This is a genomic window from Hymenobacter yonginensis (genome assembly GCF_027625995.1).
Taxonomy (GTDB): domain Bacteria; phylum Bacteroidota; class Bacteroidia; order Cytophagales; family Hymenobacteraceae; genus Hymenobacter; species Hymenobacter yonginensis.
In genome coordinates this window covers 418,452-438,902 of the sequence record NZ_CP115396.1, presented here as the reverse complement: position 1 = coordinate 438,902, position 20,451 = coordinate 418,452, and the positions used below count along the sequence as shown (strand labels likewise).

The window sequence follows — 20,451 nt, the reverse complement described above, 5'->3', positions numbered from 1 at the left end:
AAAAATCCGTGATTAGCGCAGCATGGCTTGGTACTTGGCCGAGTTGGTGGGGTCTACTTCCGTGAGCAGGGTGGTGAGGCGCTGCTTCTGCTGGGCGTCGGGCGAGCTGCGGAAGATGTTGGCAATTTCGTCGGCCTTGGTGTCGAAGAAGGCGCGGGCCAGCAGCGTGCCGGGACGGCGGATGGCGGCGTTGTGCACGCCCTCCAGGGCCCCGTAGATGCTGGTGCGGGCTTCCTCGGGCTTCTCAATGAACACGTCGAGCCCCTGCCGGTAGTAGGCGTAGATGCCCGTGCGGATGGCTTCCAGCTGCGGGTCCTGCAGGTTGTTGAGCAGCCAGTAGCGGTTGCGCGACTGCCCGTCCTTCCAAGCGTCGTCCTGCTCGTTGGTGATGGTCTGCGACGAGGCGTTCTGCACCACAATGCGGGCCCGGTCGTAGTACGGCGAGCCGCTCAGGCGCGCGAAGCTGTCCTGGTCGATGCCGATGGTGAGGTAGGCGTAGAAGGTCAGCAGCGCCGACAGGTTGCCCACGAAGTTGTTTTCCGAGAAGTCAATCGGGTTCTGGGGCGAGTAGTTGAAGACGAAGTTGCGGTCGGCGAAGCTGAGCAAATTCGTTTCAAAGCCAGTGCCATACACCGGCCGCGACGACACGATGCGGGCCGTGGCCTTGTACTGGCCGTTCTGCGGAATTTCGGTGATGCCTACAAAAATGCGCATCCGGATCCGCTCCTCGGGCCGGTAGGTCTGGCTGGTGAAGGAGCGGGTGTTCAGAAACGACTGCATGTCGTTCTGCATCTGCTGCACCAGCTGGCGGTCGGCGATGGTCACGTTTTCGGTGGTCACGCGCACTTCGGCCTGGATTTCCTGAGCCTTAGTGGGGCGGGCCAGCAGCGAAACGAAGGCAAGCAGCAGAGCAGACAGCGGCAGATTATACTTCACGGGGCAGGCGGGCAAGAACGGCGTCGACAATATCCCGGGCCACTTCGGCCTTGGGCTTTACTTCAAATATACGGGATTCGCCCTGCGCGTCGAGCAGCGTCACTTTGTTGGTATCGTGGCGAAAACCGGCCCCGGCGTCGCGCAGGGAGTTCAGCACCACGAGGTCGAAGTTTTTGCGGCGCAGCTTGTCCTGGGCGTGGGCTTCCTCGTTGTTGGTCTCCAACGCAAAACCCACCGAAAATTGTTCGGGCCGCTTGGTTTTCCCCAGCGTGGCCGCAATATCTACGTTCTTTACCAGCTCCAGCGTGAGCGTATCGCCGGCCTTTTTGATCTTCTCGGCCGCTACGTGCGCCGGCTTGTAGTCAGCCACAGCGGCCGCAAACACCCACACATCAGCGGTAGGTGCCAGGGCGGCGGCGGCGGCGTACATCTGGTCGGCGGTTTCCACGCGCTGCGTGCGGATGCGTGGGTGCGCGGGGTCGGGCAGGTTGGTGGGGCCGCTGATCAGCGTGACGTCGGCGCCGATGGCAGCGAAGGCCTCGGCCAGCGCGTAGCCCATCTTGCCGGTGCTGTGGTTGCCGATGAAGCGCACGGGGTCCAGCGGCTCGTAGGTAGGCCCGGCGGTGAGGAGAACACGCATACTAGTGTTAAGTGACGTCATCCTGAGCCTGCGAAGGATCTTATCACGCTTGGACGGAGATTGTCCTGGAGTGACTCAAATGTGATAAGGTCCTTCGCAAGCTCAGGATGACAGAAGGGTTTAACGATTAAAAAACCGCTCCAGCTCCGCCACAATGTCTTCGGGCTCCAGCATGCGGCCGGGGCCGGAGAGGCCGCTGGCCAGCTCGCCGGCCGGCGAGTCGAGCACGAGGTTGCCGTAGCGGCGCAGGGTGGCCAGGTTGGCGGTGGTGGCGGGGTGGGCGTACATGTCGAGGTCCATGGCGGGGGCCAGCAGCACGGGGCAGCGCGCCGACAGGTACACGGCATCCAGCAGCGAGTCGCAGAGGCCGTGGGCGAAGTGGGCCAGCGTGTTGGCCGAGGCCGGCGCCACCAGCAGCGCATCGGCCCACAAACCCAGGTGCACGTGGTTGTGCCACTCGCCGGCTTGCTCGTCTTTCAGGAAGCTCTGTAGCACCGGTTTTTTGGAGAGCGTACCCAGCGTGAGCGGCGTCACGAAAGCGGCGGCCGCGGGCGTCAGAATCACCTGCACCTCGGCGCCGGCCTTCACCAGCAGCCGCACCAGCGGCGCGGCTTTGTAGGCGGCAATGCTGCCGCACACGCCCAGTAAGATCTTGCGTCCCTGAATCACGGATTTAGCGGATTTGTCGGATTTCCCGGATGGTAATTGCAGCCCTGCTAAAACGCGTCATGCAGAGCGAAGCGAAGCATCCGGCCAGGGCAGTAAAATTACTACGCTGGCGAGATGCTTCGCTTCGCTCTGCATGACGTGCTTTACGGTAGGGCCTGAGAAGCTGATTAGCCTTCGATGGCGCGCAGGTTGCCGTTCTCGTCGAATTCCGACGGCGTGCGGTAGTGCACTTTGCCTTCCAGGAACTCTTCGATGGCCAGGTTGGTGGGCTTGGGCAGACGCTCGTAGTGCTTGCTGATTTCAATCTGCTCGCGGTTTTCGAACACTTCTTCCAGGTTGTCAACCGTGGTAGCAAACTCGGCCAGCTTGCCGTTCAGTTCCTCTTTCAGCTTCACCGAAATCTGGTTGGCGCGCTTCGAGATGATGGCAATCGACTCGTACACGTTGCCGGTTTCGTTGGCGAATTCCGACATGTTGCGGGTCACGATGGACGAAGAAACGTTGTTAGGTGCTTTCATGGGTTGAACGGTTAAATTGTTGCATTGCTTAATTGTTGTCGTTGAACGTCGGCCGTTACGGGTGTAAGAAACCAGCAATTCAACAATTCAACAATTCAGCCATTTATTTAGCTGCCGTCGGGTCGGCGGGCTTGAGCTTGGCGGCCTGGGCCTGGGCGTCGATGAACATCTTCTCGGCCTCCTTGAGGCGGCGGCTTTGCGGATACGTGTCGATGAAGTGCTGGTAGAACGCCTGCACCTCCAGGTATCGTTCGCGCTGCTTCTCTTCCACGCTTTCGCGGGCGAGGTCGTACTGCGCGCTTACTTTCAGAAACTCGGCTTCCTCGTTGAAGGCCGAAGCCGGAAACTGCTGCTGGAAGCCGCCCAGCGCCACCACGGCCGACTGGTAGTAGCGCAGGTTGTAGTAGAGCTTAGCGCCCTGATAGGCCTTCAGCTCCAGCTTTTTCTGCAGCTCCTGCGACATGCTCTCGGCCTCGGGGCGGAACGTGCTAGTGGGGTAGCGGTTGATAAACTCCTGAATGGACTCCAGCGCCGAGTAGGTGTTGGTCTGGTCCAGCTCCCACTCCGGCGAGTCGCGGAACAGCGACTTGGCCTGCAGGAAGTTGGCTTCCTCGGCGTACTGCGAGTTGGGGTAGGTGTCGGCGAAGCTCTTGAAGTAGTAGGCGCCGAGCGTGTAGTTGCGCTGCCGGAAGTTGGTGTTGGCGAAGTAGAACTGCGCTTTCTCGGCCTCGGGGCGGCCTTTCAGCAGCGGTAGCAGGTCTTCGAGCAGGGTGCCGGCCTTGAAGTAGTCGCCCTTCTCGTAATACTGGATGGCCGCTTCGTACTTCTTGTTCACGTCGCTGCTCTTGAGCAGCTTCTGGTAGCCGGTGCACGCGCCAAGCAGCAGGGTGCTTAGCAGCAGAACAAAAAGGGTCGGGCGGAAATAGTGCATAAGGGGCGCAAAGGTAACGGATTCTGCCTGAATGGCTGAAGGGTTTGTGGTTTGAGGTGGCCGCGACCGCCGCCATGGCCGCGTACGGCGCTGGCGGGCTACTTCCGGGCCGGCACCGGGCTAGCCGGCGTGGCAGGCTTGGCCGGCGCTTTGGGAGTGGCCCGGGCCGGCGCGGCCTTGCGGACCGGCGCCTTGGTGGCTTTGGGTTTGGTGCTGGCTTTAGCGGGCGTTTTGGCTTTCGGCTTGGCCTTGGCTTTCACCGGCACGGCGAAGTGCTTGCCCAACACCATGCGGCGGGTCGGGCGTTCCGTGGGGCGCCAGCGGAAGTCTTTCAGCTTCTCATCTTCGGGCTTGAGTTCATGGGGCGGAATAAAGCTGGCGTCGGGGTTGGTGAGGAAGCTGATGGTTTGCAGCTTGCCCTCCCCAAAGCGCAGCGCCATGGTCGAGGACACGGCTTTGTTCATGCCACTCACCGCGGTGTCGCCCTCAAGAGCATAGTAGAGGCTCTCGGCGTTGCCAAGCACGTCCACTTTTTTTATAGAGTTGTCCTGGAAGTAGGCCACCATGTTGCGGCCCTTCACCTGGTTGTAGTTCAGCAGCGTGTCCTGCCCGATGATAAACGAGTTGGCGTACAGGCGCATCTGGTCCAGTTTGCCGTTGCGCTGCCGGATCTGCATGCTGTCGGCGGTGAGCTGGTTTTTCTCATTCCAGAGAATTGGGTTCTTGTTGAGGTAGATGATGGAATCCTGCCGGTCGTAGGTGAGCGAGTCGGCGCGGCCCTGCAGATCGGGGCGGAAGATCTTGGCTTTGGGGTAGGCGTAGAGCACGCCGGCAGCGTTCAGCGGCGGGCGGCCTTCCTGGCTGATAAGCGTATCGGCGGCAAGGTAGAGCGTGTCTTTGCCGGAGATGTTGCGCATCACGGGCGCGCCGTACACCTTGGTGCGGCCCAAGCCTCGCCAGTAACGCCCCACGTCGCCCCGAATCACGAGGTTGTCTTTCTTGCTGGTCATCGAGACGTGGCCGGTGGCCACGCCGTACTGCCGGGTTTCGTCGTACACCAGCCGGTCGCCGCCCAGCAGGTAGTTGGGCGTTTCGATTTTGGCGTTCTTCTGGAAGTTGGAAACCCGCGTGATGGTGTTGTAGGTGCCGTTTTCGGCGTAGAGCGTGCCCTGCCGCCCTTTGATGCGGGTAGGTCCGAGGAAGGTGGCAATCTTCGATACGGTGTTGTACTGCAGCGTATCGGTGTCGATGACGTTGTCCTTGGTCACCAGCTTCACGTCGCGCTTAAAGCTGAACACCTTGCTGGCGGTGTTGTAGTAGCCGAAGCGGCTGTCGAGCGTGTTTTCGGGGTCGACGAGGTGGCCGCCGGTGCTGTAGTAGGCCAGGTTGCGGTTGAGGTCGTAGTCGAGGGCCTGGGTGGTGAGAGTCATGCGCGGGTCGCGCATGGTCACGTTGCCGGTGATGCGGGCCTTGCGGGTGTCGCCGTCGTAGGTGCCTCGGTCGCCAGTGATGGTGATGGTATCGTTCTGGATGATGCGTACGTTGCTGAACGCTTCTAGCGCATTGCGCTCCAGGTACTGGTAGGCCGAATCACAGTAGAGCAGCGTGGTGCCCTGCCGGAAGCTAACGTTGCCAATCAGCTTGCGAATCTCGACGCCGTTGAAGGTGCCGCCCACCAGCCGCTGGGTGCCAGGCAGCAGCTCGATGCGCGAGCCTTTGGGCGGCGTGGCAGCCGTAGCCGGCCGGGCAGCGGGCCGCTGCTGGGCCATGGCAAAGGCAGGCAGCAGCGCCAGCCACAACAGAAAAAGATGCTTGGGAAAGGTCATTTCAGCGCGAAGGTACGGAACCTGCCCCCTAACGCCATCAGCCCGTTCTTCGTGTACTTGCTAGCGTAGCTGAACAGAGCGCGGGCCGTCCTGCCGTTGCTCGGCGAAACCGGCTTTGCCGTGCCGACGACGCCCCACTCCCTACTGCCGGGGCACCATATCGCGCATGGCGGGCACATTATCGGTTTCGATGGCGTCGGGCAGGGTGCTGAGCAGGCGCTTAACCGTACTGGCCGAGCGCCCGCCAAACGTGACCACCTGTAGGCCGGCATCGTGAGCCTGTTGAGTGTTTTCGAGGCTCACGAGGTCTTTGCTGAGCACGATGGCCTGCACCTGCTCGGCCTTGGCACTCTGCAGGCCAGTAGCAAAATCCTCCGTCACTTCCAGCCCCAGCGGCACGCCCGGCAGCTCGCGGCGCAGCAGCGCCAGCGTGGGCTGATGGGTGGTCAGAATAAGCAGGCGCTCCGGGGGCCAGGGGTAGCGCTTGAGCAGGCGGGCCAGCGCCCGGGCCCATACCGCCGCCCGCCCGTAAGCGTCGGGGCGGCAGTCCTCGGACTGGTGCAGGTCGAAGTGCAGGTGCGGGTGCTGGCCTTGGGTGCGGCGCAGCAGGTCTTCCAGCGTCAGCAGCTTTTCCTCCTGAAACCAGTCGTAGGGCCAGCCGGCGCGGTATTGCAGCTGCTGCAGCGCTGCCGCCGGCTGCTCGCTGACACAGCCCTGCCCCGTCGTCAACGATTCCAGCCGGGAGTCGTGGTAAAGCATCAGCACGCTGTCCTGGCTGAGTTGCAGGTCCACTTCCAGGCCGTCGGCGCCGCGGTCCAGAGCCTGCTGTAGGCTGGCGCCGCTGTTGGGCGGCAGCGGGTTGAAGGGGTTGATGGGCGTCAGAAACGCCGAGCCGGCGTGCCCGATAACCAGCGGCCGGTAGTTGGCGGGCAGCGTGGGGGCGGTGGTGCAGGCGGCGGGCAGCAGCAGGGCCAGACCCAGCCCGACGCGCTTTAGCAGAGGCCGGAACCAGCCGGCAGAAAACAGAGACATAGATATCGTAGCGGAAAAACTCGCACACTCCCTGCTTCTCCTACGGGCAAACCGTTGCCTTGGCCGTACTTTTACGCCTCGCTTTTCTTTGCCTCCCCTCCCATATGCTCGACCAAGTCCGCCGCTACATCACCGAACACGCGCTTTTCAACCTCGAAACCGACACGCTGCTGGTGGCCGTGAGTGGCGGGCAGGACTCGGTGGTGCTGGCCGACGTGCTGCACCAGTTGGGGACGCAGTTTGCCATTGCCCACTGCCACTTCGGCCTGCGCGCCGACGAGGCCGACGCCGACGAGCAGTTTGTGCGCAAGCTGGCCAAGAAGTACGATGTGCCCTATTTCGTGGAGTTCTTCCAGACCAAGGCCTTTGCCGAGCAGGAAGGCATTTCGACCCAGATGGCGGCCCGGGCGCTGCGCTACGAGTGGTTTGAGCGCATCCGCCAGACGCAGGGCTACGCCTACGTGGCCACCGCCCATCACCAGCGCGACGCCGCCGAAACCATGCTGCTCAACCTCACCCACGGCACCGGCCTGGCCGGTTTGCACGGCATCCCGCCCAAAAACGGCCACATCGTGCGGCCGCTGCTGGGCGTGGCCAAGCCCGAGCTGTTTGAGTATCTGGTGGAAAACCAGCTGATGTGGCGCGAAGACGCCTCCAACGACAGCCCCGTATACCAGCGCAACCGCCTGCGCCAGGAGGTGCTGCCGGTATTGCGCGACATCAACCCCAGCCTCGACCAGACGCTGCAGTTCACGGCCGAGCGGGTGGGCGGCGCCGAGGAAATCGTGCGCCGCTACGTGCAGGACACCGCCGCCGAGGCCCAGCGCACCGAAACCGACGCCACGTATCTGGACATCCGGCTGCTGCAGAAAACGGCCGCTACCACGCTTGTGCTGCACGAACTGTTGCGGCCGTTTGGGTTTAGCTTTCCGGTGGTGAAGGACATTGTAGCCGCCTTCCCGGCCGAGCCCGGCCGCCGCTTCGAGTCGCCGACGCACCGGCTGGTGAAGGACCGCGAGCAGCTGGTTATCACCCCGAAGAACCTCACCAAATTCGGCACGCACCAACTGCAGGCCGGCCAGGAAGTGCTGAAGATTGACGGGCTGCACCTGCGCCTGGAGCTGCAGGAAGTGACCGAAGGCTTTGAGGTGCCGCGCGGCAAAGCCGTGGCTGCCCTCGATGCCGACGCGCTGAAATTCCCGCTCATCGTGCGCCCCTGGCAGGAAGGCGACTGGTTTATGCCCATCGGCATGAAAGGCAAAAAGAAGCTCTCCGACTTCCTCATCGACCAGAAAGTGCCCCTCAACCTCAAAGACAACGTGCAGGTGCTCTGCTCCGGCGACGGCAAAATTGCCTGGGTCATCGGTTTCCGCCCCGACGAGCGGTTCCGCGTGAACGACGACACCGAACGGGTACTGGTGGTGAAGCGGATGTAGCAGGCCCGCAAACGTAACGCGAAGTTTTACTTCGCGGCCAGCACGTACATCTGGCACCGCAGGCTGCGCGCCAGGGCGTGCCGTCGGGGCGCGAAGTGGAACTTCGCGTTACATTCTTCGACTTCTACGCCGTAGCTTTACGCGCATAACGTAACCCTCACCCAATTCCTCACCCGATGAAAGTTACCGTAGTTGGGGCTGGCAACGTGGGCGCAACCTGCGCCGACGTATTGGCCACCCGCGAAATTGCCAACGAAATCGTACTGGTTGACATCAAGGAAGGCTTCGCCGAAGGCAAGGCCCTCGACATCTGGCAGAAAGCACCCATCATCGGCTACGACTCGCGCACCGTGGGCGTGACCAGCGACTACGCCCGCACCGCCGATTCCGACGTGGTGGTGATTACCTCCGGCCTGCCCCGCAAGCCCGGCATGACCCGCGACGACCTGATTTCGACCAATGCCGGTATCGTGAAATCGGTGACCGAGCAGGTGGTAAAATACTCGCCCAACGCCATCATCATCATCGTGAGCAACCCGCTCGACGTGATGACCTATCAGGCCCACCTCACCTCCGGCCTGCCCCGCAACAAGGTGTTCGGCATGGCCGGCATCCTCGATACGGCCCGCTACCGCGCTTTCCTGGCTGAGGCCCTCAACGTGAGCCCCAAAGACATCCAAGCCGTGCTCATGGGCGGCCACGGCGACACCATGGTACCCCTGCCCCGCTACACCACCGTAGGCGGCATCCCCGTTACCGAGCTGATCGGCAAAGAAGAGCTGGACGCCATTGTGGCTCGCACCACCAACGGCGGCGGCGAGCTGGTGAAGCTGATGGGTACTTCGGCCTGGTATGCTCCCGGCGCGGCGGCTGCTCAGATGGTAGAGGCCATCGTGCGCGACCAGCGTCGCGTGTTCCCAGTGTGCATCAAGCTGGAAGGCGAGTACGGCATCGACGGCGTGTACTTGGGTGCTCCGGTTATCCTGGGCAAAAACGGCATCGAGAAAGTAATCGAGCTGCAGCTCAACGACGAGGAAAAAGCCCTGCTGGAAACCTCGCGTGGCCACGTGAAAGAAGTAATGGACGCGCTGGACAACATGAGCAAGGCTTCGGCCTAAGCTTCTCCAGCCTCTGAATAGAAACCGGCCGTTCTGCGCAAGCAGGGCGGCCGGTTTTGCGTTTGGAAGTAGCGCGAAATGCAAAGCGCGCGCTACTCTGCAACTATTCTGCAACAGCCATACAACCTTCCGGCCCAAGGGCGGCCCTATGCAGGCAACCCGGCTCCTGCGGCTCCGGTCTGTTGCTTTCGGTACCTCTGCTAGTGTCTTGCCTTCCCGCTTTATCACGATATCTATGAAAGCCCTCTTCCTGAGTTTCTGGCTGCTGCTGGCCAGCACCACCGCCACCCTGGCCCAGCAAACGCCCACCGGCATCCGGCCCCTCGACCAACTGGTGGCGGCCATCAACACCAAATCGGTGGAGCCGCTGCAGCCGTTTCTGGTCAGCGAAACGCGGGTGGGAAGCCTGCCGGCCACCTACACTCCGCAGCTACTGGCGCAGCTGATTCCCGGCTTCGGGCCCGTGGAGAACGTGCGGCTGGTACGGCAGACGCCCGAAGGTGCCAACATTCGCTACGTGTGCGCCTTCACCCGCCAGGGCACCGAAAAGGAGTACGACTTTCTGGTGAGTGCCGAGGGGAAATTTCTGGAGCTGAACCTAGCCAAAGCCAGCGTGAAGAAGATTGCCACGGCCGCCACCGCCCTGGAGCTGACCACGCCGCCCGCCGTGACCGTGCCTATGCGCCTGCTGGACGGCCTGATTGTGGTTGAAGCCGAGGTAGACGGCCGCCGCGGTAATTTCCTGCTCGACTCTGGCGCGCCGGCCCTAATGCTCAACCAGCGTGAGTTTGCCGCCAACCCCGGCGAAACCACCGCCACGGCCGGCGGCATGCGCGGCGTAAACGGCAGCATGGGCAGCTACTCCTACCACACCACCCAAAGCTTCGACTGGGCCGGCATCCGGTTCCAGAACCGCGAAGTGCCCACCCTGGACCTCACCAGCCTGGAGCAGCGGCTGAAGGGCCTGAAGCTGCTGGGTCTCATCGGCTACAACCTGCTCGACCAGTACGCCCTCACCCTCGATTACCGCGCCGCCCAGGTGCAGCTCCGCAAGCCCGACCCCGATCCCACCGGCCCGGCGCCGCTGCTGAGCGTGCCCTTCACGCTACGCGGCCACCTGCCGATACTGGAAGCCACCGCGTCCGGCCAGACCTGGCAACTGGCCCTGGACTCCGGCGCCCAGTACAACCTGCTGGACCAGCAGTACGCCCCCACTTTCCAGAAAACGCTGCGCAAAAAGGAAAACGTCACGCTACAGGGCGCCGACAACCTCTCGCGCACGGTGGTGAGCGGGCAGGTGCCGGAGCTGCAGGTGGGCGGCAAGCTGGCCTTCCGCAATCAGTCCACGGTGTTCACCGACATTTCCCACCTCAACAGCAAGCCCGGCCAGGTGCCGGTGCAGGGCCTCGTGGGCTACCCGTTCCTGAGCCAGTACCGCACTACCATCGACTTCGTGAACAAGCAGGTGCGGTTTTATAACTGGTGATCGAAGTAAGGAAATATGAAGAAATTAGAAGCTAGCAAGCTAGATTCACATTGACTACTATCTAACATTTTCTCTTAAACCATAACAATCATGAGAAACGCCCTTATTATAATACTGTTACTACAGTGCTTTTTTAGTTATGGGCAAAAATCAGTCAGCTCAGATTATATCTTAATTCATGATATCAAACCAGGAATGTCTAAATCAGTATCTTCTATGCTTATAGGAGAAGATGTAAAGTCTAACGATTACGAGGTTCTCAATTTCAAGGTGGATAAGAATACTCTTTCCAAAATGATAAGTTATATCAGCCTATTCAAAGCCAACACTTTATCTAAAAGCAAATCAAAACGCATGAAATATGATTGGCAAGCATTTGAAATAACATACTGTACAAATGATAAATGTTATAAAAGATTCATATGTGAAAGTGAATGTGATTCCTTTCTACAAGGGATAGTCGATATAAATAAGATAAATAGCGAAGACAATAATTTAAACAAATATCTTGAGTACGCGCAAAAGCTTATAATACTGCCCTGATATACATGACATATAACTATTGCCAAAACTCTAAGCTCTTGCTATCTATTTCTGGCTGGCTTTGAACAGGCGCTGCTTTTCGTCTTTGGAAAGGCTTTCGTAGCCGGAGCGGGAGATTTTGTCGAGGATGGCGTCGAGATCTTCCTGCTCGGGCTTGGGCAGGGTGCCTTTGCGGGCGCCCGATGCGGCCGGAGCGGCCGCCGCGCTGCCGCGGTGCGTCACGCGCAGGCGCGGGCCCGAGAGCAAACCGCCCACCCAGTCGGCGATGGCCTGCACGGGACGGCCCAGGTCGCGGCCGCGCTGCAGCTGCTTGATGAACAGGAAGCCTAGCAGCGCGCCGCCCAGGTGGGCAATTTCGCCGCCCGGGTTACCGCCGTCAATGCCCGCGATACTCACCAGTACCACCACGGCTGCAATGTATTTGATGCGCACCGGACCCAGGAAAATGATGCTGAACGTGTAGTCGGGCAGCAGCGTGGCGGCGCCCAGGATGATAGCCGTGACGCCCGCCGAGGCCCCATAGAGCATGGCCGGGCGGCCGGCAAACACCGGCACGAAGTTGTAGGCCAGCAGATACAGCGCGGCGCCGGCCAGCGCCCCCAGGATGTAGAGGCTCACCAGCTTCCGGTCGCCGAGGTACTCGCGCACCAGCGAGCCAAACCAGTACAGGTTCAGCAGGTTGAATAAGATGTGGAAGAAATCGGTGTGGACGAAGGCGTAGGTGAGCAGCGTCCAGGGGCGGGTGAGCAGCGTCCAGGGGCCGGAAGGCACGGCCAGCCACTCCAGCACCAGCGTGATATCGAGGCGGCCCGCCGTCACCAGATACAGCGTGACGCGAATCAGCAGCAGCACTACAAACACCAGCACATTGATCAGCAGCAGCTGGCTCAGGGCATTGTCGCGCCGGGTGAGGGTGGCGCGGATGTCATCAAGGAAACTCATGGAGAGGAAAGCAAGGAGAACGGCAGGCTACGCGAAGCTACAACTTGGCAGGCAGGCGGCACCTTAGCCGTAGTGCGTGCCGTTGCGCTGCCAGATTTTCAACACAATGAAGCCAATCAACATTCCGCCCAAATGTGCGAAGTGCGCCACATTGTCGCCGGGAACCGGGTGGATGCCCTGGTAGAGCTCGTAGGCGGTGTACAGCGTCACGAACAGCCAGGCCTTGATGGGAATCGGAATCGGGAAGATGATGAGCGACTGTTGCGGAAACAGGAACCCGAACGCAAACAGCACCCCAAACAGCGCCCCCGACGCCCCCAGCATCCCGGCCTCCGGACTGTTGATGGCCCGGTCGTAGATGGCCTGGATAGTTTCCGTAGCAGAGGCAATCAGGCTTTGGTCGTTAGGCGTGCGCTGCATCTGGGCGGCTACCGCCGAGAAAGAGTCACCGGCTTCAGGCAGGTAGTTGTGAAAGTAGTTGGAGAAGGCCACGCCGGATGGCGCTTCCTGGAACGCAATCCGGTCGGTGTCCATCTGGTGCAGCTCGTAGGCGCGCACGCCCTGATAGAGCATACCGGCGCCCACGCCGCAGATCAGCCAATACGTCAGAAACCGTTTCGGGCCCCACACGTCTTCCAGCGAGGCCCCGATGAACACAAGGCCCAGCATGTTGGAAAACAGGTGGGCGAAGCTGCCGTGCAGAAACATATAGGTCAGGAACTGCCAGGGCTGAAAGTACACCGACCCAATCGGGTAGAGGGCGCCCAGCACCGTCACCTGCGCCCCAAACTGGTTTTGCAGAAAGTAGATCAGCACGTTGATGATGAGCAGCGTGCGAACGGTGGGAGTAAGTCGGAACATGAATCGCTGATTTGCGCTGATTGAAGTGATTTCGCTGATTTTTCTTCCCTTACGCTATACCGGGCGGTTTGGCCGGATGAGGCTGGCCTAATTGAGCAGTGTAGAGACGCGTACTCGCGTCTCATCGTTGAACGGCCGGAGCCGCGCCATGTCAGTCGTCAGATTAACAACCTTAACAACGACGAGACGCGAATACGCGTCTCTACACCGGTCACTTAGCGGCGGAAGAACTCCTGGATCTGGCTGAGCTCCAGCATCACGAGGGTGCGGCGGCCGTCGGGGGTGTAGCCGGGCACTTGGCAGGCAAACAGCTTATCGACCAGCGTGTTCATTTCGGTGTCGGAGAGGCGGGCGCCCGAGGCGGCGGTGGCTACGCGGCGGGCCAGGGCGCGGGCCATCTGCTCGCGGCGGTTCAGCTTCACGGGGCCGGCGTGGGTCCGGAACTGCTCGATGAGGCCTTCCAGCAGCTCCTTCTCGTCGCGGGCCGGCACATCGGCCGGGATGCCTTCCACCGCAATGGTGTGCTTGCCGAAATCGGTGAACCGGAAGCCCAGGCCGCGCAGGGCATCTTCTACCTCGCGCAGAATGGCAAAATCCTGGGGCGTAAACGTGACCGTGCGCGGAAACAGCAGCGTCTGCGACGCGCCGGTTTCGCGCTCCAGCGTGTGGGCGTACTGCTCGTACAGGATCCGCTCCCGCGCGGCGGCTTGGTCCAGCAGCATCAGCCCCGACTTGACGGCCACCAGCAGATACTGCCCGTGCACCTGCAGCACCTTATTGCCGGAGCTGGCCGGCACCTCGCGCAGCGGCAGCTCGGGTGCGGCCGGCACCGCCGCCGAGGTGGCCCCTACCACCAGCGCCGGCGACACCAGCGGCGGCGCAGTCGCGGCGGCGGCTGTGAGGGCGGCGGCGCTGGGCACGGGCACGCCTTTGGCGGTGGCTTCGCGCTCCACGTCGGGCACGTTCACCTTGCTGAGGCTCTTGTAGAACTCCTCCAAGTCGCGCTTGGCCTGCTCGGTGGGGCGGGGCGGAATCTGGCGCTCGTAGCCGCTGTCGGTGCGGGAGCTGCTGCCGGGGCGGGCGTCGCGGGCGGGCGTGGCCGCGGCGGAGGCGGCCGAGGCCAGCGCGTCGGGCCGGAAGTCGTCGGGGTCAAAGTTGCTTTTGGGCAGCTCGCCCAGCGGCGTGCGCAGCGGCCGAATGGGCGCAAAGTTCACGTCGCCATCAAAGTCCAGCGAGGGCGCCATGTTGTGTAAGCCCAGGCTCTGCTTGACGGCGGCGCGCACAATGGCGTACACAGTCTTCTCGTCCTCAAACTTGATTTCCGTCTTGGTGGGATGCACGTTGATGTCGATGGCCTTGGGGTCGAGGTCCAGAAACAGCACGTAGAACGGGTGCGCGTCTTTGGGCAGCAGGCCTTCGTAAGCGGCCAGCACGGCGTGGTTGAGGTAGGCCGAGCGGATGAAGCGGTTGTTGACGAAGAAGAACTGGTCGCCACGGCTTTTCTTGGCCGATTCCGGCTTGCCAATGAAGCCCTTTACGCTCAGAAACGGCGTCACTTCCTCGCAGGCCGCCAGCTGCTCCTTATAGCCGTTGCCGAGCAAGCTCACGATGCGCTGGCTGAGCTTGCCGGCCGGCAGGTTGAACACCTCCAGGTCGTTCTGGAACAGCGTAAACGCAATCTGGGGGTTGGCCAGGGCAATGTGCTGAAACTCGTCGAGGATGTGCCGCATTTCCACGGCGTTGCTCTTGAGGAAGTTGCGCCGGGCCGGCACGTTGAAAAACAGGTTCTTGACGCTGATGCTGGTGCCGTCGGGGCAGGCCGTGGGCTGCTGGCTGGTGATTTGGGAGCCTTCGATGAGCAGCAGCGTGCCCGTTTCCTGGCTGGCCTGCTTGGTGCGCAGCTCCACCTGGGCCACGGCCGCAATGGAGGCCAGCGCCTCGCCCCGGAACCCGAGGGTGCGGATGCGGAACAGGTCGTCGGTGGTGCGGATTTTGGAGGTGGCGTGGCGCTCCAGGCTCATGCGGGCGTCGGTAGCGCTCATGCCCGAGCCGTTGTCCACGACCTGCACCAGCTGCTTGCCGGCGTCCTTGACGATGAGCTGCACCTGGGTGGCGCCGGCATCAACGGCATTTTCTAGTAGCTCTTTGACGGCCGAAGCCGGCCGCTGCACCACTTCTCCGGCGGCAATCTGGTTGGCCAGATACTCGGGAAGCAGCTGAATAATGTCGGCCATTCGAGAAGAATAAGGAAGATACGAAATCAGGAAAAGCAGGCGTTAACCCGCTGAGCAATTGGACTTGCTCGATGAACTGCCAACCACGGCCGGGATTTTCTCCGTAAGTTTGTGGCCAACATTCGTGTGTGTTGTGTTGGCCGGGCTCCCGGGTTGGCACAGTTGGAAAGAGCAGATGACCGGATGCCTGGGGCTCACCATTGCGGTGGCCGGGCCCGCCGGACCCCGCTTTTACGGCATCCGAATGGGAACAAAAGTAGGGCGAAATCCGCTTGCGTTCAACCAGACCACTTACCGCCAGACACCATACGGGAGCCCATGCTCAAGGAATTTCGGATTAGACTCTTACTGCTGCTGCTCGCTGCCACGGGTCTGATCATCACCTCCGCGGTGCCCTACGACGACGCGGCCAAACCACGCTCCGTAGCCGAGCAGAACTGGGTCGACAGCGTGTTCAACTCGCTCACGCCCGACCAGCGGCTGGGGCAGCTGTTTATGGTGGCCGCCTACTCCAATAAGGACAAGAAGCACGCCCAGTACACCGAGTTTCTGGTCAAGAACTATAACATCGGCGGGCTGATGTTTCTGCAGGGCGGCCCGCGCCGGCAGGGCCACCTCACCAACCGCTACCAAGCCGCCGCCAAGGTGCCGCTGCTCATTGCCATGGACGCCGAGTGGGGCCTGGATATGCGCCTCGACTCCAGCATGCACTTCGCCAAGCAGATGACGCTGGGCGCCATGGACGACGAGCAGTATGTATACCAGATGGGCCGCGAAATTGCCCTCAAGATGAAGACGCTGGGCGTGCACGTGAGCTTTTCGCCCGTGGTCGACGTCAACTCCAACCCCGACAATCCGGTTATCGGCAACCGCTCATTCGGCGAGAACAAGGAGCAGGTGGCCAAACGCAGCGTGGCCTACATCCGCGGGCTGCAAGACCACGGCATCATGGCCGTGGTGAAGCACTTCCCCGGCCACGGCGACACCGACGTGGACTCGCACGTGGCGTTGCCGGTCATCAACTCCGACCTGGCCCGCCTAACCAACGTGGACCTGTACCCGTTTCAGCAGTCGTTTGAGGCCGGTGTGATGGGCGTGATGGTGGGTCACCTCTACATGCCGCTGTTCGATACGGTCCGCTCGGTGTCGGCTACCATCTCGCGCAACCTCGTGACGGGGCTGCTGAAGGAGAAGATGGCCTACAAAGGCCTCGTGTTTACGGACGCGCTCAACATGAAGAGCGTGGCCAACCTCTACAAGCCCGGCGAGCTGGACGCGCTGGCGCTGCTGGCCGGCAACGATGTGCTGCTGTTTTCGGAAGACGTGCCGGTAGCCATCCAGAAAATCAAGGACGATCTGGCCGCCGGCAAGCTGGTGCAGGCTGATGTCGACCAGCGGGTGCGCAAGATTCTGCGTGCCAAGTTCTGGGCCGGCCTCAACAACCAGCCGCCCGTGGACGTGCCCAACCTGATGGCCAACCTCAACCGGCCCCAGAGCCGCACGGTAGCCCAGGAAATCTACGAGCACGCCACCACGGTGGTGAAAAATCAGGACGACCTGCTGCCGCTGCACCGCCTCGACACGCTGCGCATTGCCACCGTCACCATCGGGGCCGGGCCGGGCAGCACGCTGGGCGAAATCATGAGCAAGTACCAGAGCGGCCCCGTGTACGCGGTGGCCAACCGTTACGCGCCCGACTCCACGTTTGCCCGGATTCTACCGCGCCTCGCCCCCTACAACACGGTGGTGGTGACGCTGCACAACATGAACAACACGCCCACCCACAACTACGGTTTGGGCGACGGCACCCTAAAATTCCTGAAGGATCTGCAGGCTAACCCGCGCATCAAAACGGTGGTGGTGGCCATGGGCAATGCTTACTCCTTGAAGCACCTGGATGGCGCCCGCACGCTGGTGTGCGGCTACGAAGACAACTACGCCTCGCAGCTAGTGGTGCCGCAGGTGCTGTTTGGCGCGCTGCCCGCGTTGGGCCGCCTGCCGGTCACGGTTACGCCGGAGCTAACAGCGGGCACCGGCCTGCCCACGCCGGACTTCAAGCGCCTGCGCTACGCCACGCCGGAAAGCGAAGGGCTCGACTCCAAAGTCCTGGCCCAGATCGACAACATTGCGCTGGAATCGGTGGCGTATGCCGCGGCGCCCGGCTGCCAGGTGCTGGTGGCCAAGAACGGGGCCGTGGTGTTCGACAAAAGCTACGGCTACTGCACCTACGACAAGAAGCAGCCGGTCAGCAACAGCACACTCTACGATCTGGCTTCGGTAACGAAAGTGGCCGGCACGCTGCAGACCATCATGTACCTGAAAGATCAGGGCAAGCTGAACCTCGACGAGAAGGTGGCTGCCTACCTGCCCGAGCTGAAAGGCACCAACAAGCGCGACATGACCGTGCGCGAGGTGCTGCTGCACCAAGCGGGCCTGAAAGCTGGCATCCCGACCTGGGAGAAGACCATCACCAAAACCGGACCCAAGCCCACCTTCTACGCCAGCACCAGCACGGCCGGCTTCACCAACGAGGTGACGCCCAACCTGTACAGCGTGCAGACGGCCGAGGATTCGGTCTGGACCTGGGTGCAGCGTTCCGGCTTGCTGCCCAAGGCGAAGGGCAAGTATCCGGTGGAGTACTCCGACCTGAGCTTCATCATTCTGAAGCGGGTAGCTGAAAAGCTGCTGCAGGAGCCCATTGAGAACTTCCTCGATAAGAGCTTCTACAAGCCGCTGGGCCTCGGCACCATTACCTACAACCCGCTGCAGAAGTTTCCGCAGTCGTGCATCGCGCCCACCGAAAACGACACCTACTTCCGCCGCGCCCAGCTGCAGGGCACCGTGCACGACCAGACCGCGGCCATGATTGGCGGCGTGGGCGGCCACGCGGGCCTGTTCGCCAACGCCAACGACCTGGCCATCCTGATGCAGATGAACCTGCAGAACGGCCGCTACGGCGGGCTGCGCTACTTCCAGAGCCCCGTCGTGACGGAATTTGCGCGCAGCACCGTGGCCGGCAACCGGCACGGCCTGGGCTGGGACCACGGCGACCCGAGCAAGCCCGAAGGCCCCACTAGCAACCTCTCGCCGGCCAGTACGTTTGGCCATACGGGCTTCACCGGTACCTGCGTCTGGATGGACCCCGAAAACAAAATCCTCTACATCTTTCTTTCCAACCGGGTGTACCCCGACGCCGGCAACAACAAGCTGCGCCAGTACAACATCCGCACCCGCATCCACGACGTCATCTACAAGTCGCTGCAAAAGACATGACCTGTTGTCCGGCTTTTCTGTTTCTTTGACTCCGCAATCGGCGGCAAGGCGTTCCTGAAGGAGCAGCTTGCCGCCGATTTTTTTGTCCTTGCGCCCGAAAGCCGGCGCCAGTGCATCAATTGCTCCATAGCCCTACTCCTTTCGCCGGTTTGGCCGGTTGCTCTCCCCTACTCCGCCTGTCCCGCCGCCCCACCCCTGCGTGCGACGGTGCCAGCTAAAGCACACGCTACGTCATGAACATCGGTATTGTCTGTTACCCCACCTTTGGCGGCTCCGGCGTGGTAGCCACCGAGCTGGGCAAAGCCCTGGCCCAGCGCGGCCACCGCGTCCATTTCATCACCTACAGCCAGCCGGTTCGCCTCGATTTCTTCAACGAGAACCTGTTCTACCACGAGGTCTACATTCCGCCCTACCCGCTGTTCCAGTTTCCGCCCTACGAGCTGGCGCTGGCCTCCAAGATGGTAGACATCGTGCAGAACGAGAAGCTGGACGTGCTGCATGTGCACTACGCCATTCCGCACGCCTCGGCGGCCTACATGGCCAAGCAGATCCTCATCACTAAAGGCATCCGCGTGCCGGTCATCACCACCCTGCACGGCACCGACATCACGCTGGTGGGCAAAGACGCCAGCTACGAGCCGGTGGTCACGTTCAGCATCAACCAGTCGGATGGCGTGACGGCCGTTTCGGCCGATCTGCGCAAGGAAACCTACGAGTACTTCGCCATCGAGAAGGACATTGAGGTGATTCCGAACTTCATCAACCTGGACCGCTTCAAGAAGCAAGACAAAAGCCACTTCAAGGCTGCTATTGCGCCCGATGGCGAGAAGCTGCTCATCCACACGTCCAACTTCCGCTCGGTGAAGCGTGTCGAAGACGTGGTGCACATCTTTGACGGCGTGCGCCAGCAGATGCCGGCCAAGCTGCTGCTAGTCGGCGACGGGCCCGACCGGCCGCGCATCGAGAAGCTCTGCCGCGACCTGGGCCTGAGCAGCAACGACGTGCGTTTCCTGGGCAAGCTGGAGGCAGTGGAAGAAGTGCTGAGCGTGTCGGATCTATTTCTGATGCCGTCCGAGAAGGAAAGCTTCGGGCTGGCGGCGCTGGAAGCCATGGCCTGCGAAGTGCCCGTTATCAGCACCAACGCCGGCGGCATTCCCGAGCTGAACGAACACGGCATTACGGGCATGACCAGCAACGTCGGCGACGTGGCCGACATGGTGAAAAACGCCCTGTTCGTGCTCCAGGACGACAATCTAACCCGCTTCAAGGAGGCCGCCCGCGCCCACGCCGAAACCTTCGCCGTCGGCAACATCGTGCCCCGCTACGAAGCCTGCTACCAGCGCGCTATCGACGCGGTGCTGGCCGCCACAGCCTAGTCGTTTTTCGTTCTTCGATGAAAACAGAAGGCCCGGCGCAATGCGTCGGGCCTTCTGTTTTGTGTGGTTAGCTACAGGAAGATGGCGCCGATTTCCTGCCAGCTATGCACGCGGCGGTAGCGGGTTTCCAGGGCGTTATGCGGCGCGTCGAACAAGATGCCTTCGCCCCGGAAGTTGTCGAAGTTGAAGGCGTTGTCGTCGATGAGGAAGTCGGCGTTGAGGATGCTTTTGTCGCCGCAGAACACCACGTTGCGCCATGGAATGAAGCTGAAGTGCTGCTGCAGCCACTCGTGCTTATCCAGAAACGAGTTAGGAAACTCCATGGCCGCCGAGGCGATGAACAGCTCGTGGCGCTGGCTTAACTCGCGCAGCACACGCTGGCTGTCAGCCATGAGGGGTAGGTCTTTGAAGAAGCCAGGCCGGTTGGGGTAGCCGCGCAGCGCCGACTGGTGCTCCGGTGCCACGGCGTCGTGGAAGTTTTTGCCGCGTAGCTGCGCCAGCGTCATTTCCAGCCCGAACTCGTGGGCGTACCATTCCTGAAACCGGGCAATGGAGTCGGCTATTACCTCGTCCATATCCACGGCAATGCGGGTTTTCGTCATCGTTTGGGGTTGCTACGAGCCTCTTGGC

At 61.6% G+C, this 20,451-nt stretch carries 16 protein-coding genes; 5 read left to right on the top strand and 11 right to left on the bottom strand.

Annotated elements, in window-relative coordinates; translation table 11 throughout:
• Positions 1 to 12 precede the first annotated feature (12 nt).
• The 7 genes from porD to O9Z63_RS01905 all read right to left on the bottom strand — a co-directional run bounded on the left by porD (position 13) and on the right by O9Z63_RS01905 (position 6,552).
• Complete coding sequence (gene porD, locus O9Z63_RS01930) at positions 13 to 936, bottom strand: type IX secretion system protein PorD (RefSeq protein WP_270127583.1); 924 nt, start codon at positions 934 to 936, stop codon at positions 13 to 15.
• Positions 926 to 1,576 (bottom strand): phosphopantothenoylcysteine decarboxylase domain-containing protein, encoded by a 651-nt coding sequence (locus tag O9Z63_RS21155; RefSeq protein WP_408613557.1) that lies wholly within the window; start codon positions 1,574 to 1,576, stop codon positions 926 to 928. Before O9Z63_RS21155 ends, porD begins: the two co-directional genes overlap by 11 nt.
• 120 nt (positions 1,577 to 1,696) lie before the next feature.
• On the bottom strand, positions 1,697 to 2,245 hold the full coding sequence (locus O9Z63_RS21150; RefSeq protein ID WP_408613556.1) for a flavoprotein: 549 nt from the start codon (positions 2,243 to 2,245) through the stop codon (positions 1,697 to 1,699).
• A 167-nt stretch (positions 2,246 to 2,412) separates the two neighbouring features.
• Positions 2,413 to 2,763 carry a DNA-directed RNA polymerase subunit omega gene (locus O9Z63_RS01920; RefSeq protein ID WP_270127582.1) on the bottom strand — a complete coding sequence of 117 codons (351 nt, stop codon included), beginning with the start codon at positions 2,761 to 2,763 and terminating at the stop codon, positions 2,413 to 2,415.
• A gap of 103 nt (positions 2,764 to 2,866) precedes the next feature.
• Complete coding sequence (locus tag O9Z63_RS01915; RefSeq protein ID WP_052381160.1) at positions 2,867 to 3,694, bottom strand: outer membrane protein assembly factor BamD; 828 nt, start codon at positions 3,692 to 3,694, stop codon at positions 2,867 to 2,869.
• Between the two features lie 98 nt (positions 3,695 to 3,792).
• Positions 3,793 to 5,520 (bottom strand): OstA-like protein, encoded by a 1,728-nt coding sequence (locus O9Z63_RS01910; protein WP_270127581.1) that lies wholly within the window; start codon positions 5,518 to 5,520, stop codon positions 3,793 to 3,795.
• A 141-nt stretch (positions 5,521 to 5,661) separates the two neighbouring features.
• A complete protein-coding gene (locus tag O9Z63_RS01905; RefSeq protein WP_270127580.1) occupies positions 5,662 to 6,552 on the bottom strand; it encodes a glycerophosphodiester phosphodiesterase in 891 nt (296 codons plus the stop codon).
• 104 nt (positions 6,553 to 6,656) lie between these two features.
• Between O9Z63_RS01905 and tilS the strand changes: the two genes are divergently transcribed.
• The 3 genes from tilS to O9Z63_RS01890 all read left to right on the top strand — a co-directional run bounded on the left by tilS (position 6,657) and on the right by O9Z63_RS01890 (position 10,592).
• Entirely contained in the window at positions 6,657 to 7,988 is a 1,332-nt protein-coding gene (tilS, locus tag O9Z63_RS01900) for a tRNA lysidine(34) synthetase TilS (protein ID WP_270127579.1), read from the top strand.
• A gap of 176 nt (positions 7,989 to 8,164) precedes the next feature.
• The gene (gene mdh, locus O9Z63_RS01895; RefSeq protein ID WP_044013809.1) at positions 8,165 to 9,106 is read left to right on the top strand and encodes a malate dehydrogenase; all 942 of its coding nucleotides are present in this window, start codon (positions 8,165 to 8,167) and stop codon (positions 9,104 to 9,106) included.
• 235 nt (positions 9,107 to 9,341) lie between these two features.
• Positions 9,342 to 10,592 carry an aspartyl protease family protein gene (locus O9Z63_RS01890; RefSeq protein WP_270127578.1) on the top strand — a complete coding sequence of 417 codons (1,251 nt, stop codon included), beginning with the start codon at positions 9,342 to 9,344 and terminating at the stop codon, positions 10,590 to 10,592.
• A gap of 588 nt (positions 10,593 to 11,180) precedes the next feature.
• Here the strand turns inward: O9Z63_RS01890 and O9Z63_RS01885 are convergent.
• The 3 genes from O9Z63_RS01885 to mutL form a co-directional block, all read right to left on the bottom strand.
• A complete protein-coding gene (locus O9Z63_RS01885) occupies positions 11,181 to 12,077 on the bottom strand; it encodes a rhomboid family intramembrane serine protease (RefSeq protein ID WP_270127577.1) in 897 nt (298 codons plus the stop codon).
• 63 nt (positions 12,078 to 12,140) lie between these two features.
• Entirely contained in the window at positions 12,141 to 12,938 is a 798-nt protein-coding gene (locus tag O9Z63_RS01880; RefSeq protein WP_270127575.1) for a rhomboid family intramembrane serine protease, read from the bottom strand.
• A 215-nt stretch (positions 12,939 to 13,153) separates the two neighbouring features.
• Complete coding sequence (mutL, locus tag O9Z63_RS01875) at positions 13,154 to 15,172, bottom strand: DNA mismatch repair endonuclease MutL (RefSeq protein WP_270127574.1); 2,019 nt, start codon at positions 15,170 to 15,172, stop codon at positions 13,154 to 13,156.
• Positions 15,173 to 15,490: 318 nt separating this feature from the next.
• On the opposite strand from mutL, the gene O9Z63_RS01870 reads away from it, so the two are divergent.
• Both O9Z63_RS01870 and bshA read left to right on the top strand, forming a co-directional pair.
• Positions 15,491 to 18,445 carry a glycoside hydrolase family 3 N-terminal domain-containing protein gene (locus O9Z63_RS01870; RefSeq protein ID WP_270127573.1) on the top strand — a complete coding sequence of 985 codons (2,955 nt, stop codon included), beginning with the start codon at positions 15,491 to 15,493 and terminating at the stop codon, positions 18,443 to 18,445.
• A gap of 233 nt (positions 18,446 to 18,678) precedes the next feature.
• Positions 18,679 to 19,821, top strand: coding sequence for an N-acetyl-alpha-D-glucosaminyl L-malate synthase BshA (gene bshA, locus O9Z63_RS01865; RefSeq protein ID WP_270127571.1), 1,143 nt, complete (start codon positions 18,679 to 18,681; stop codon positions 19,819 to 19,821).
• Between the two features lie 71 nt (positions 19,822 to 19,892).
• On the opposite strand, the gene O9Z63_RS01860 is transcribed toward bshA, so the two are convergent.
• Positions 19,893 to 20,423 (bottom strand): 5' nucleotidase, NT5C type, encoded by a 531-nt coding sequence (locus tag O9Z63_RS01860; protein WP_270127570.1) that lies wholly within the window; start codon positions 20,421 to 20,423, stop codon positions 19,893 to 19,895.
• Positions 20,424 to 20,451: the final 28 nt, after the last annotated feature.

Bases quoted from the DNA above. Each gene is read 5' to 3' on its own strand.
- O9Z63_RS01910 (WP_270127581.1), bottom strand. From the start codon at position 5,520: ATGACCTTTCCCAAGCATCTTTTTCTGTTGTGGCTGGCGCTGCTGCCT.
- O9Z63_RS01905 (WP_270127580.1), bottom strand. From the start codon at position 6,552: ATGTCTCTGTTTTCTGCCGGCTGGTTCCGGCCTCTGCTAAAGCGCGTC.
- O9Z63_RS01920 (WP_270127582.1), bottom strand. From the start codon at position 2,763: ATGAAAGCACCTAACAACGTTTCTTCGTCCATCGTGACCCGCAACATG.
- O9Z63_RS21155 (WP_408613557.1), bottom strand. From the start codon at position 1,576: ATGCGTGTTCTCCTCACCGCCGGGCCTACCTACGAGCCGCTGGACCCC.
- bshA (WP_270127571.1), top strand. From the start codon at position 18,679: ATGAACATCGGTATTGTCTGTTACCCCACCTTTGGCGGCTCCGGCGTG.
- O9Z63_RS01890 (WP_270127578.1), top strand. From the start codon at position 9,342: ATGAAAGCCCTCTTCCTGAGTTTCTGGCTGCTGCTGGCCAGCACCACC.
- mutL (WP_270127574.1), bottom strand. From the start codon at position 15,172: ATGGCCGACATTATTCAGCTGCTTCCCGAGTATCTGGCCAACCAGATT.
- O9Z63_RS01870 (WP_270127573.1), top strand. From the start codon at position 15,491: ATGCTCAAGGAATTTCGGATTAGACTCTTACTGCTGCTGCTCGCTGCC.
- tilS (WP_270127579.1), top strand. From the start codon at position 6,657: ATGCTCGACCAAGTCCGCCGCTACATCACCGAACACGCGCTTTTCAAC.
- O9Z63_RS01880 (WP_270127575.1), bottom strand. From the start codon at position 12,938: ATGTTCCGACTTACTCCCACCGTTCGCACGCTGCTCATCATCAACGTG.
- O9Z63_RS01860 (WP_270127570.1), bottom strand. From the start codon at position 20,423: ATGACGAAAACCCGCATTGCCGTGGATATGGACGAGGTAATAGCCGAC.
- O9Z63_RS01915 (WP_052381160.1), bottom strand. From the start codon at position 3,694: ATGCACTATTTCCGCCCGACCCTTTTTGTTCTGCTGCTAAGCACCCTG.
- O9Z63_RS01885 (WP_270127577.1), bottom strand. From the start codon at position 12,077: ATGAGTTTCCTTGATGACATCCGCGCCACCCTCACCCGGCGCGACAAT.
- mdh (WP_044013809.1), top strand. From the start codon at position 8,165: ATGAAAGTTACCGTAGTTGGGGCTGGCAACGTGGGCGCAACCTGCGCC.